At 36.9% G+C, this 12,924-nt stretch carries 8 protein-coding genes, 1 tRNA gene and 1 pseudogene; 2 read left to right on the top strand and 8 right to left on the bottom strand.

Features of this window, described 5'->3' with window-relative positions; all coding sequences use genetic code 11:
- Positions 1–214: 214 nt before the first annotated feature.
- From F0232_RS24465 to F0232_RS24455, 3 genes are all read right to left on the bottom strand, one after another.
- Positions 215–1,159, bottom strand: a complete 945-nt coding sequence (locus F0232_RS24465) for a hypothetical protein (protein WP_171751063.1) — start codon at positions 1,157–1,159, stop codon at positions 215–217.
- A 148-nt stretch (positions 1,160–1,307) separates the two neighbouring features.
- Complete coding sequence (locus F0232_RS24460; protein WP_171751062.1) at positions 1,308–2,051, bottom strand: hypothetical protein; 744 nt, start codon at positions 2,049–2,051, stop codon at positions 1,308–1,310.
- A gap of 144 nt (positions 2,052–2,195) precedes the next feature.
- On the bottom strand, positions 2,196–3,398 hold the full coding sequence (locus F0232_RS24455; protein WP_171751061.1) for a hypothetical protein: 1,203 nt from the start codon (positions 3,396–3,398) through the stop codon (positions 2,196–2,198).
- A 474-nt stretch (positions 3,399–3,872) separates the two neighbouring features.
- Here F0232_RS24455 and F0232_RS24450 point away from each other — a divergent pair, with 474 nt between their 5' ends.
- Positions 3,873–5,393: a P-loop NTPase fold protein gene (locus F0232_RS24450; RefSeq protein ID WP_171751060.1), complete on the top strand. Its 1,521-nt coding sequence runs from the start codon at positions 3,873–3,875 to the stop codon at positions 5,391–5,393.
- A gap of 885 nt (positions 5,394–6,278) precedes the next feature.
- On the opposite strand, the gene F0232_RS24445 is transcribed toward F0232_RS24450, so the two are convergent.
- The 4 genes from F0232_RS24445 to F0232_RS24430 form a co-directional block, all read right to left on the bottom strand.
- A complete protein-coding gene (locus F0232_RS24445) occupies positions 6,279–7,916 on the bottom strand; it encodes a hypothetical protein (RefSeq protein ID WP_171751059.1) in 1,638 nt (545 codons plus the stop codon).
- 465 nt (positions 7,917–8,381) lie between these two features.
- A complete protein-coding gene (locus F0232_RS24440; protein WP_171751058.1) occupies positions 8,382–9,239 on the bottom strand; it encodes a hypothetical protein in 858 nt (285 codons plus the stop codon).
- 132 nt (positions 9,240–9,371) lie between these two features.
- The gene (locus tag F0232_RS24435) at positions 9,372–9,578 is read right to left on the bottom strand and encodes a hypothetical protein (RefSeq protein WP_065608107.1); all 207 of its coding nucleotides are present in this window, start codon (positions 9,576–9,578) and stop codon (positions 9,372–9,374) included.
- 114 nt (positions 9,579–9,692) lie between these two features.
- Positions 9,693–10,265, bottom strand: a complete 573-nt coding sequence (locus F0232_RS24430; RefSeq protein ID WP_171751057.1) for a hypothetical protein — start codon at positions 10,263–10,265, stop codon at positions 9,693–9,695.
- 967 nt (positions 10,266–11,232) lie between these two features.
- On the opposite strand from F0232_RS24430, the pseudogene F0232_RS25270 reads away from it, so the two are divergent.
- Positions 11,233–12,291 (top strand): annotated as a pseudogene (locus F0232_RS25270) (recombinase family protein); the annotation flags it as partial.
- A gap of 531 nt (positions 12,292–12,822) precedes the next feature.
- Here F0232_RS25270 and F0232_RS24415 read toward each other — a convergent pair.
- Positions 12,823–12,913 (bottom strand) — tRNA-Ser (locus F0232_RS24415).
- Between the last annotated feature and the right edge of the window lie 11 nt (positions 12,914–12,924).

Raw genomic sequence — 12,924 nt, 5'->3', positions numbered from 1 at the left:
TTTAAAAAGTACGCTAAATCAGTCCCGACATTTTCCCTCGGTAGTTAGTGTAATGACAAAGTCGCTTGGTAATTAAGGTACGACAGAATCGCTTGGTGATCACACACAGGTAAAAATTCGACCTGAGAAACTTTTGGACATAAACGATTTAGACCTGTAGCTCTAAATCGTTTATACAAGATTAGCAAAAGTATCTTGAAACCCTAAATGCTTGTTAGGTGAGTTCATAAAACTTAGTTACCAGCTTTTTAGCAAACCCTTTCTCAATATCAGAAGGCTCGAATTTCAAGTCATAGCGCTGACCTACGTAAAACGGCATCTCTATTTGAGCGCTATAGTTAACCTTATCTACCGCTTGTATAAAGTATGCAACAAGATCTGATTCCGTAACCATCTGCTGTGGCTTATCCGCATACTGTGACATTTCAGCTTCTAAATAATTTAACGAATCATAAATTCCGAGCAAGTCGATATTAGGAATTGCTTTTAGTTTTTCTAAATCTCGAAGATTCTGTTCAACAAAGATATTACAAACATCTAATAAGGTTTTTACTGGTTTTCTAGAGAAAGAAAAACCATTTTTAATACCTATAGCTAGCGGATGACTCAAAGAATATACAATCGAATATAATTGACCATCACCTTTATTTGGGACTGGTATTACTTTGAACCCGTTTAACTCTCTAAGTTTGTTAACCAATTCAATATGGCTATCTTCTGTTAAATATCGGTTTGCTTCGGTGAAATAGCTTGCACCAGTAAGCTCTTTCATTAGCCATGCTCTTCTCACTTTAATCATTTCAAGCGAGAAAAGCGCCTGCTTTGCAGCTCTGAAAGATTGCTTAACCTCCGGGTACAAATTAAAAGCTATATAAAAGATACCTGCTGCATTCAGAGATATATAAAGACCTACGACAGGTGTTGATAATGAATCAGAGGTCATGAAAAATGTGGGTATTAATGATGCGACAATTAACCAAAACCTTTTCTTGGTTAGGCATATGATAGCCGCAGATACTTCTTGGTTTTTATATGTACGGTCATAATAGTTATCAAAAAGCATGGAGCTATAACGTGAAGCAAGTTGGTTCTTGATCTTTTTCTTAATCTCAACTCCAGACTCATTGTACCAATCTATTAATTTTTCTTTGAATTTCATTTCAATCTCTATTCGTCATATTTTGATTCTTGACTCAAAGCACCTAACGCTGGAATAACATGTTTGCTACTTACCGCCTTAATCACTTAAACTAAGGGCAAACTGACAATGCCAAGTGTAGCAAATCGTGTTGATGCATTTGTTAGCCCTAGAAGTGTCCGCGTAACCTGCTATACACACTGCATAATTGATAGAGTTTAGCTAATTGTCTAGATTCATCCGTTCTTGATGGAGCAAAAAATGATATTGGCTCTCTAAGAGAAATAATAAAGCACAAAAAATCGACAGCACCTATAGTTTTATAGAAATTCAATGGGATACCATAGTCATTATCATTGTAAGAACCATGCGAAATACCATGCCTATTAGTTTTATCTGAATGTTTATAAGAACTAGATCTTACGTAAAAATTATTTTTCAAAAAATATTCAAATACATCAATTGAAGCAGTAATTGCTTTTACATTACCAAGGTTATTAGTTATTACATGCTCCTTACATTTTTCTGCCAATTCGGAAAATAATGCTATAACTCCTTTTCGATTACTTGTCGACCGCTCACGTTCGATTCCCCAAACATCTACGAGTTTCATTCCCACACCTTCAATTACAGGCATTAAACCTGCGACTGCAATATGATCAAGGCCTATAAAATGAGCTTCTATCGATTCCGATATTATATCCTTATACTCATTTATATACGGAACGTCTGGATATAGCCCTCTAACCATACTTGCCAAATTTTGCTCAGAGTAAATATGCTTTAGATAATCTTCTATCTCAAGAGCTTCTTTTTTTTTAAGTACATTAGCAATGTTATTTAAATCCTGATTTGTGATATAAGGAGGTATCAAAAAGCCAGCCTTAGTAAATATTTCGTTATAAAACTCCAAACCTTACTCCTTGTAGGGCTAACGCAAAGTTAAAGTATGAACAACGCTAACACCTTAGCTAAACCATTGTGCCATAAACACTAAACTGGCTTGAAGTGAGAGCACCAAGCGTTATGAATCACTCTTAATTTTATTGTTAGGTTTTTATTTTTCAAAGAACACCTGCTCAAACAGCAGTTTCGTAGTTGTCGCATTATATAAATGTTCAGCTGTAATAACCTCTAACTGGGTATGAGTAATACCTCGTAACTCAGCTTTATATGCCTCAGCTTCCTTTGTTCTCGTGGTCATTTGTAAGGACATATATGATGGATACTCTTTACCATCAAAGTTTTGATACCTGTTTGCCCAAAAAAGTCCGGCTGCCATTGCAGAACGAATTGTCAAGTATCCATAGCCCAGTAGAATAGATTCGCGCACACTTGGCTCCCAGACAAAGGGGGTAGCTCTTGCCATTAGTGAACAAAAATACTCATGAATAAAATCATCTCGAATTACTGGATGAGGATGAGCACCTTTGACTTCATGAAATTTTTCTAGATATCCGTTACCGCAGAATCTATTGAACATACAAGTCATAGAGCAAAGTAATAAGTACATGGAGTTGGGTCCATAGAAACCTTCACGCTCCATATGCCGAACTGTAAGGTTTAACCCTTCAATATCAGCTAAAATTTCTCTAGATTGACCTCTAAAATCTGGCTCCGTGAAATCGCCGACAACTTCGTAGTACTCAATGTTTTCGGAAGTGTCCCCTTTTAATTTATAGTGGCACTGGATAAGGTGAGATAGTTCATGAAAAAACACCCATGAGAGCATCAGTTCGAACATAAGAAACCTAGCAGGTAGAGTCTTGATTATGACATCCAGCCTTTCTTCGCTCATAAGTTCAGGGTTTTCGTCAGCTCTTTTTTTATACTCCTCTATCCAAAGACCTGAAAAAGTAGCACTAAGAGGGCTAATTTCTTTTGATGTTAGCGTAGGAACTCCTGCCTCAAACTTAAACCTAGCCCCTTTAAACATACCCCAATTTTTATTCTTAAAATTTTCAGTGCTCTCAGCAATTTTTTCTGAATAGATAGGGAACACTAACGCATCTCGATAGATTTCTTGAATCATCCCAAAATGAATAACAATATTAGGGTTCAGTGGTGATAGCCTATTTACAATTGCACCAGCGTTTACAGACTCTTTTAAAGGAGTGCTAGTCGTTAACTTTCCACCTAAAGGCGCATAAATTTCTTCGTTAGCCCAAGAAGTTAGCCTATTTAAAACTAACTCCGCTAATTGCTCCATCAAACCAAAATCTAAACACTCGTTTTCATATATGGATTCAATATCGTCCATTAATTCCTCGCTAACTAAAAACCTAACTCTTTCTATACGGATTTTGGCCGTTTTTAACGTCCTATAATGCAGCCTTTCCAATCAAAGTTCAATTAACAATCAATAGGTTAATGATAGATGTGAGTATTAGAACGCCAAATGACGCATAATTTTGAAAAAGCTTGATTCGGCACTTAGTCGAATAACTACAGGTCAGGCAAAAGTACAATCTAAGATTTTGAGTAGATATTCGAGCTGAGAAGGAATGGGGCATTTTTGTGTTATACGCCCCGTCAGCACACCTGTAGACAATTCCGTTTTAGAAAGATTGCTAATTTAGCAAAGTAGAGTTATTAAAAGTATGTAAAAAGTCGCTTACGTAAGTGTCCAGTATCACTGGAGCAGATCAAATCACGAAAGCCTCAAACATTCGACTTTCGAAATATTCACTTAAGTGTAAAATCTCCAAGTATATCCTTGAATAGTGGACGATTTATGAAAAAAATTGATCATGCAAGTCGCTATGACGAATGGAAAGACCGTTACAACTGGTCTACTTGTATTACTAATAGAAAAGAATATGGAAAGTTTCTAATATCTATTCTGACGTCAGAAAGCGATGGCTTTGTACTCAATCTCAATGGTTCTTGGGGAACTGGTAAAACAGAGTTCTTGAGGCGCCTATACATTGAATTGGCCGAACAATCTTACCCAGTTGTTTACATTGACGCTTGGGAAAGTGACTTTCTTAAAGATCCTTTAACAGTCGTATGCACCGAACTTTTAAATCAGCTCGGTTTTCTATTCAGAAATAGCAAGACAGATAAACGTACGAGAAAATACAAACAGTGTATTAGGCAGATAAATGGTCTGTTACATAACTTCAACAAGCTTAGTTCAATAATACAAAGTACTCAAAAACTATACACAGGTGACGCTGGACAGATTGAAAGCCTCGAAGAGTTGAACCTGTTTGAACAGATGATTAACTTTAGTAAACCCCAGATAAATATCATGAAGGACGTTGATGATACCAATGAGATTTTGATTACTAAGCTAATTTCCCAACAAAACGACTTAGTTGAATCAATGGGGAGTATTAGAAGCCAAATAAGTACAATTAGTTATATTCTGAATGACTTGTATGAGCTCAAATCGCCAATTGTTATCCTTCTAGATGAACTAGATAGGTGTCGCCCTGACTATGCGATAAAAATGCTTGAAATTATAAAGCACTTCTTCAATGTCGATGGATGTGCGTTTTTGATCGCCACAGATACTAAATCTCTAGAATCATCTATTAAAGCTATCTATGGTGAAGGCTTTGATTCAGAACGCTACTTAAAGCGATTTTTTAATCAACGTGTCTCATTAAAAAAACCGTCAATCTATGAATATGTTGTAGCCAAAGGCCTCGATTATTCTGAGTATGAAAGTAACGGTATTAGTATCTATCCGTTCGGCAACGATAAAAATAATAATGATCTTTTAGTTGCAAGACTCTTAAACATACAAGAGCTTGAATTAAGAGATGTTGAACAAGTATTGGCCAAACTAGTAAGTAGCTTAAATTACATAGTAAAATACAAGCCTAAAGGTCTATCTTGCATCAACATTTCAATCCTACTTTTTGGAATTATCGAGCACCATACTAACGATGAAAGTTTTGAATTAAGAGATAGAGCAGAGTCATCACTAAATAAAAAGTGGTCTTACATCCAATTTAACAATGAGTTTAGTGTTGGCCGATTTATGGAGTTTCAGTTCACAACTGTCTTTGAATCTTTCTCAAAGATAAGGTGGGAAGGGTTTACTAAATATACGAGTAATCAAGAAGATTTTATGTTGACGTTTTCCGTAACAGACCCTAGTAATTATAATGGTTCTCAATGGAATCGTTTAAAAATCATGGAGTCAGCTAGAAATCAAGAGCGATATTATCGCGCTGACAATAAATCATATTGGTTATGGGAAGACTATAAGAACATGATTGGACTAGCCGCAAATATTGAATAACTCGATTTCTTAAAAGAAAAGTTTCACGAACTTTGTTTGTTATGTCGAATTTACCCCCGTGATACAACACGGGGATTCACGACGAACAGCACAGGAGAATAGATAACTTTTAATAGGGCAAAACTCCATGAACAGGATATGAATGAGTAAAAGGTCTATCCAACAATGGGGCACTTTCTAGTTAGAAAGTGCCACGGGTAAAGATTCAAACTAAGAAGCTTTTGGACAAAGCTTTCTAGCAACAAAAGCTAATTCGATAAGGTTCGCATAAGCTGACGTATCGTAATGCCCCCACTTTTGTTCCTAGTGCTCTAGATACTAATCTTGTTGTTGATGTTTGTTTCTATTCAGATAGGCTTGATAGTCGATATATACTGGTGAAGGTCATCGGGAGGTTCCACCCAATGTTGACTTAATAGGAACATAAACAGCAAGATATCAATCATCAAACAACCTAAACTCAAACTCATCGATATTGTCTCTATCAATATGCCCACAGAATCCATCAAGGCTGAGATAGACACCTGTATATCTATGATACTTCCTGAACAAGCCTCGACTTCCATGATAGCAATAGCCAGCGTTTTCTAATGCTTCACTTTTTGTCTTGAAATTATGATCAAATACTCTCGCCAGCTCCCTTCAAACTACTCTTTGATGCTCCCTCGATACTGTAGATACCTCCCTGACATAGGTAAAAGTGGGTCAAATGATAATGTGGAGAAGTGAAGTATTGACCAAACTAAACTCAGATATAACAACAGCACCAAAGGACTGAACCTTTGGAGTTGTTAGTTCTTAGACTGTCGAAAGCGGCAGCTCAGACACCTGACATACGCCTCACAAAATACAATTACGCACTATATGATAATGCGTAATTGCATATCACCGTCTAAATTTAGCCATTCGAGATTTGTTCAATTCAGTAGAAGCGATTCTATCTAGCACCTCACCTACTTTCTTCCCCAGTTCGGGGCTACTCGAAGACAACAGCATGAACGTCCTAATGTTAGAAGTAAGGTCATCTCCCTTAAACCTTCTGAACATTTCCTCGATTTTCTCTGTTGATAGTTCATTAAAAATCTCAACCTCTGACGTACTGTAAGAGTTAGAACCTTTTCTCTTTTCAAGAATTGCCTCCACAGTGGGTTTGGGCTCAAACTCCAAATAAGCCTCCTTCAGTTTCTCTTTAAACTTTTCATCTTTAATACCGAAAGGGTTAGCTACGATGCTGTCTACATTAAATATCTCCGGGTTCTCTTTCCTAGCTTTAACAAAAACATCAATCAATTCGTCAGCTTTTTTGTCTTTTCCTAGCTCCCGCAGCACCATCAAACCACTAGAATATTGAGAGCAAGAGGTTGAAGCAGCTATATCCTTCATTCCTGCCTCCATTGCCTCAGCGACTTCTTCTTCATTTGCATCAAACGAACCGTGAAATAATTTCCAAGCCTCATCCCATTTAGCACTAGCATGTTGAATTTCTAACTCTTTCTGCTTATGCCTACAAAGAGGAATCAACTTTTCTTTGTCAAGAAAACCTTGCTCAATACCACGAGCAACAGCCAAGTCGATTTCATCGGTATATCCGTAACCATATCGATTTAACGTCATATTCCAACGAACGGTTATTTCTTTCGTCCATCCCGATTCTTCATTTTCCTTTCTAGTCCCTGATTGGTTTACAAACGCAAACTCTGGAATGTGCACCTCATCAGCACCATGGCAGTAGTAACACCAACTGAGCACTATAGTGGAGTGAATCACTTGGTTCTTGATACTTTCATCGAAGTCATCAACAAGCTCCAAAAACTCATTTGTGTGCTCGACTATCTTTCTGATGACTCGTTTGTTTTTGATGTTCAATCCAATACAGCAATCACGAACATAATCTCTAAACTCGAAATCGTCAGCAAACATTATATCGAAACACTGTTCAGCGGTTGGTTCGAAGTGAAGTTGTCTATCTACGATTTTCTCTTTGTACTTCCTGTAATCTTTGAAAGTATCGTCAGCAGCTTCCTCATTAAGCAACAAGACAACCTTGCAACCTTTTTGCTCCTTGAAGAAAGAAACTAACCCCATGAAGTCTTTGATAGTGATTCCCTTGCTATGACGCTCTAAGTCATCAAAGCAAATTATTGTCTTGTTCATCGCCAGCTGAGAAACTGAATTAATAAGACTGCCAATACCCCCGACATACTTACTCACATAGGGAATTTTTGTATCCTTCACCAAGTCAGCAACTTTCTTTGAATAGCCTTTGATGTTAGGCGCTTCTCCAATTCGCTTGGTATCAATCGTGTTTAAGAACGTAGTTTGCTTTAGCTCTGCAATAGAGTTAATCCCAAACAATGAAACGTAGGAGTATGATTTTAAAACGCATTCGCTTTTGAACTCTTCGATGTACAGCTCCCAACTATAAGTCTTACCGACCCCCCAATCACCTTTGATAGCAAGTACTTCGGGGGTATCGGTGGAAAGGAACCTTCGAATTTGTTCTTTAACTAATTCAACTGACATGTTTGCAAATTTCCTTACAAAACAGAATGGTACTCCGACAACTATAAACCTGTTAATCAATCTATTGAATAGAAAAAGGTGTGTTCATAGGCATTCATCAAAAAGCGCAGGGGGGGCAGATCTTTTGCTTGTTCATTATTTTTAAAAGTATGGAAAATCACTTAATTTTGAGTCCAGCATTGACGGTGCAGATCACTCAAAAAATTAGAAAAAAGTTGGACACAAGTACTTCAGGATCATTTGGACAATAGGCTGTTGTAAAATTAAGGGCAGATGTCGGTTGGTGAAAGTTCAGCAACTACATAGGGTTCCTCGATAGTTAATTTAGAATCAATTTGCACATTGAGCTTAAGTGCAGAAACGATCTAGATTTGCACTTTAAACCAATTCTGGGATGATCCCGAGCTACGCCTTTTCGGGTCACTTCTAGTGTCGTAACCATTTACCAGAGTCAAAGTTACCCTATCAACATGGCTCTTTAATCCAATAGTCAGAAGGGGGGGTCCCGCACCAAATGAAATCATCTATTTGAACACTTGATTCTCCCTTTAATGCCAACTCTTTTGTTCGCGTGATTAATGCACTTGCTGGTAGCTCGTGATAACGCTCGTGATCAAATCGGTACCTCGCAATTGGCTTTCCGAATGTGTTATCTGATAACGCTACATAGCACATTGAACCATCCTTTTCGTGTGTGTTCACATAGCAAAAATAATCGTAGCCATCACTGAGTGCCCACTTTCGAAGTTCAAGAGTCAGGTATGTCCAGATGGTCTCTTGTGGCTTACTGAGCGACCATGACTCACCAAGTGACAGCGAACGATACTTTCTTGATGCCATTTCGTCTCTACCAAGCTTTGTCTTAGTAATCTGTTTATAGATCTTCGAAATATCACTCTTTGAATAGACTTTAGCTACATGTTGGGGGTAAATGACACCAATGAAGGGTGAGAAGATAGCCATAACTTCCGTTCTCTGTTTTTCCGTCAAAACGTTCACATCGAATATATCGATTCCGGCACTACCAATTGGGTCATCTAACCAAACGTCGTTAAGTTTAAGGGTTCTGCCCTTCGGCTTCTCGTATTCATAAATTGTCATAGCACCCATGCTCTCAAGGAATGCATCCTTAAATTGCTCAGGGGTAATGGTTGTTGTAGAGCTACCATTATTAGGCACATAGAAAAATGTCCCGCCCCTATTTACTCTGTATTGTTCAATGCCTGCAAAAATTGCAAGTGCTCTTGTGATCGCAACATCAAGCTCATCTGCATAATGTTGGAGCGTCTGAGTAACGCTCCCAAACTTAGCCGCTCTAAACATACCTACCTCACTTCATCGATAACTATCTCGCCAGTCATTTGTTACCAACCACCTTAAAGATGATTGGTATTAACATTAATTACTGAGTGCAATCCAATCAGATTGTTAACTGGCAATCAAAACTTGGTTACATTAAATAGTGATGTCACCTCGCTCAACAGCACCGCAAAACTCGTCCCAATCCTGTATGTAGATATAGATGGGATGGCTGACGGTTTTACCACGCATGTATCTATCTAATGCCGCCAACGCATCAACAGGTAGCGTACTCGGGTCAACTACTAGAAATGGAATTCCGTTGAATCTAAATGCTTTTAGGTTTGGTGGTGTTTTTTTCATCTAACTACCTAATTTTTAATTTAATATGAGGGTGTTTGGTTACTAAAAAGTAAAAAGAAAGCCCCAACCTAAATTAGGGCTCAGTATGAGAGTTTAGTCAAATACGCTTAAGTCCTATTTCTCACATTCGAAACTACCAAACAATAAGTGGAAAGTTTCATCTTCGAATAGGTCTTCAAGTATGAAGGCTTTGCCACCCCAACAATGTAACCATTTTAAAAGTTCAACAGCTCCATTAATTATATAAACCACCTCTTTTAGTTCATTCCTATAAAAATCTATTAACATGTTTGTTTCTACTTGTTGTGATGGTTGTCTTATCTCTAGTGTTTTATTTTCGTTATCTCTTTCCCAGCGACTCATAAGAGAGGATAGTTTATAGTCAGGCACTAATTTAAAGAGCCAGCGCTCATTTGTTACCTTACCTATCTCAAGTTTCGGTCTAATTTTACTTTCAAGAGCATAATATCGACTATTGATGTCAGGAATACATTTTGAAGAATTATTCCTTAATAATTCATCTTCAATTCTTTCAAAATCAGTCGACTGAATAATATTCCAAAAGTTAATTTCTTCAATTGATTTCAAATCAAAGCAATCCATCAAAAATTCTATTTTACTTTCAAAGCACCTCTTATCATTCTTTGATTTCAACAGAACTGATTCAGCATGAATTTCTTTTTCCATACTATCGATACCCCCAAAATGGGGCAATTCATTTCCCACACTTACCTTCCAAAACGATTTTTAAATAGATGTTACGTCTTTCATCTTAATCATCCTAACTAGTAAGCTAACTTTACAGAAAATATTAACCTCTGATTAGATCTATGGCAAAGACAGCATTTAAAAAACGATCAAACCTTAATTGACCATTAGAATTACTTGTTATTTTTTAAGATAAAATCAGGAACAAAATAATACTACATCTAATCAGATAAGCACGCAACCCATTGATTAAAATCAACAATCCATGCCTACTTGTTTACTTTCGATAATTAATCAGAAAAATATTATGAGTATTTTTCAGGTTTTAAAAGATATGTAGTTTTACTTTCATTTAATCATTGAGTTACAGAAGATATACCTTGTTTACTTTTACTTCTTTCGTTAAATCATATGGAGATCTCAGTTAACCCACACGTAATCCTTATATAGCAACACCAAAAATATAAGTGAAATTACACTCATTTTTTATAGCCAAGCGCCCTTATTCAGCACATTCGATAGCAATATAACATAGATTATCAAGCCCAAATGGTAACGTTAGTCTTTAACAATCAAGTTTTTCATATCTTTTTTTCATAAAAAAACAATGTATATATCCAAAAAAAACCTTGAAACTATTTAAGCTTATGAATTAAGAGGGTGAGTGCTATTTTACCTCGTCTAAGTAACTTAATACCTATATTTACAAGTAAACATGTAAATACATAATAATTATTAGTGTGCTAACTTTGTTCTTGTATTCGTACCGTTCGATAGCATATAGGACAAGAACAATGAGCAATAACTTAAACGTAAAATTAAAATTATCTAAAGATCTAGAGTCAAAGTTAAAAAACATCATTCTGTGTTTAGAGGAGCGAGAGTTTAATAAAATTTTCGTCCACTCTATTTCACGATTATCTAAAGTTAAAAAAGGAGCTAGAAAATGAAATGCGTCGCTTATATTAGAGTTTCCTCCGAATCACAAGTAGAAAAAGGAGACTCACTAGATGGACAAAAGTACCATATAGATAAGTGGTGCAAAGAACAGGGGTATGAAATTGTAAACTACTACGAAGATGCGGGGTACAGTGCCTATAGTGGAAAAAGAAGGCCTAGTTTTGAGGGGATGCTCCAATTTATACAGAGTGAAAATCAACATGAAAAAGTAATTGATGCTGTTGTGGTCTACAACTTATCAAGATTGACAAGAAGAGTAGAAGAGCAGGTAAGATTGATCGGCATATTTAAACGATTTGATGTGCAGCTGAAATCAATAGCAGATAATCTGATAGATTGGGACTCAACGACCACTTTACTATTCAATATCTTAGGCTCCGTGAACGAACATCAGAGTGCACTAAACGGCAAGACAGTGACAGACCGCCTCTACGATACTGCAAGAAAAGGCTTCTTCACAGGAGGAACAGTACCGTTCGGATATAAATCCATCAATGCTGGAAAGACTAATGATAAACAGAGAAAAAAGTTAGTTGTCGATGATAGTGAAGCTGAGTACGTGAAACAAATATTCCAATGGGCAAAAGGGGACATTTCGAATCAGCCAATGGGGGTCAAGAAAATCGCAAACAAACTCAATGAACTAAAAATAACCAACCGAATGAAACTTTGGAATAAAAACGCAATTGGGAAGCTTTTAAATAATTCTATTTACATAGGCCAATATGTATATGGAAAAACCTCAAAGTATGAAGAGAAAGAGCCAATTGTAGTCCCAGTTCCTCCTATAATCGATGAGGAGCTATTTAACACAGTCAAGAAGGGTTTGAGACAAAGAGAGCTTAAGAACCGGGAGCTCGCAGCATGGAACACTAAATACCTTCTTTCAGGAATTTTAAAGTGTCCAAAATGCGGTTCAAAACTGGTTATGACGACTGGAAAGTCTGGGAGTTATAAATACTACGATTGTGGCAAAAAAATTAGAAAAGGTAAAAGCCTATGTAGCTTTAAACCGATTCCAAAAGACAAAATTGAATGTATTGTCTTAGATAAGATATTTGCTGAGGTATTCACGCCAAAGAACATTATGGGTATTAGTAAGGACTTGAGGAAAAGGTATTCAGAGTGTTTTGCGAAAGATGCAAATGAGCTCACAAGGCTTACTCGTAAACTCAAGATTGAGGAAGACAAATTACATAGGTTTATACAAAAATTCTACAACGAACCCACTGAAGTGCAGTTTTCATCAGTTTCCGATTTTATCAAGAAACAGGAAAAAGAAGTCCTAGAAGTGAAAAAAGCAGTCATGAAGCTTTCTAAAAATTCAAAAGAGCTCCCAATAATGAAATTCGGAGAGGCTCAAGCTCAGTTATTTTGTACTAAGCTAAGTAAGTGCTTAAGAGAATCGACTGATAGTAACGCGAATTGGTTACTTAAGAGCCTAATCACTGATATTAAGGTGGAATGGAACGAAAAAAAGAAATTGAGGATACGAGGAAAGAAAATCGTACTTCTTAATTGCGTATCAAAAACAAAAACGGGAACTGATTTCTCAGTTCCCGTTTCCGTATCAAGGTGGTGGAGGGATAGGGATTTGAACCCTAGAACCGCTATTAACGGTTGCCGGTTTTCAAGACCGGTGCTTTCGACCACTCAGCCATCCCTCCAACAAATTGTC

The sequence above is a fragment of the Vibrio sp. T3Y01 genome, assembly GCF_013114525.1.
Classification (GTDB): domain Bacteria; phylum Pseudomonadota; class Gammaproteobacteria; order Enterobacterales; family Vibrionaceae; genus Vibrio; species Vibrio chagasii_B.
Note: the sequence above shows the minus strand (reverse complement) of the source record. Positions and strands in the feature narration are given on the sequence as shown.

Excerpts from the sequence above, each read along its gene's own strand:
- F0232_RS24430 (WP_171751057.1), bottom strand. The coding sequence starts at position 10,265 with ATGGAAAAAGAAATTCATGCTGAATCAGTTCTGTTGAAATCAAAGAAT.
- F0232_RS24455 (WP_171751061.1), bottom strand. The coding sequence starts at position 3,398 with ATGGACGATATTGAATCCATATATGAAAACGAGTGTTTAGATTTTGGT.
- F0232_RS24435 (WP_065608107.1), bottom strand. The coding sequence starts at position 9,578 with ATGAAAAAAACACCACCAAACCTAAAAGCATTTAGATTCAACGGAATT.
- F0232_RS24440 (WP_171751058.1), bottom strand. The coding sequence starts at position 9,239 with ATGTTTAGAGCGGCTAAGTTTGGGAGCGTTACTCAGACGCTCCAACAT.
- F0232_RS24450 (WP_171751060.1), top strand. The coding sequence starts at position 3,873 with ATGAAAAAAATTGATCATGCAAGTCGCTATGACGAATGGAAAGACCGT.
- F0232_RS24465 (WP_171751063.1), bottom strand. The coding sequence starts at position 1,159 with ATGAAATTCAAAGAAAAATTAATAGATTGGTACAATGAGTCTGGAGTT.
- F0232_RS24445 (WP_171751059.1), bottom strand. The coding sequence starts at position 7,916 with ATGTCAGTTGAATTAGTTAAAGAACAAATTCGAAGGTTCCTTTCCACC.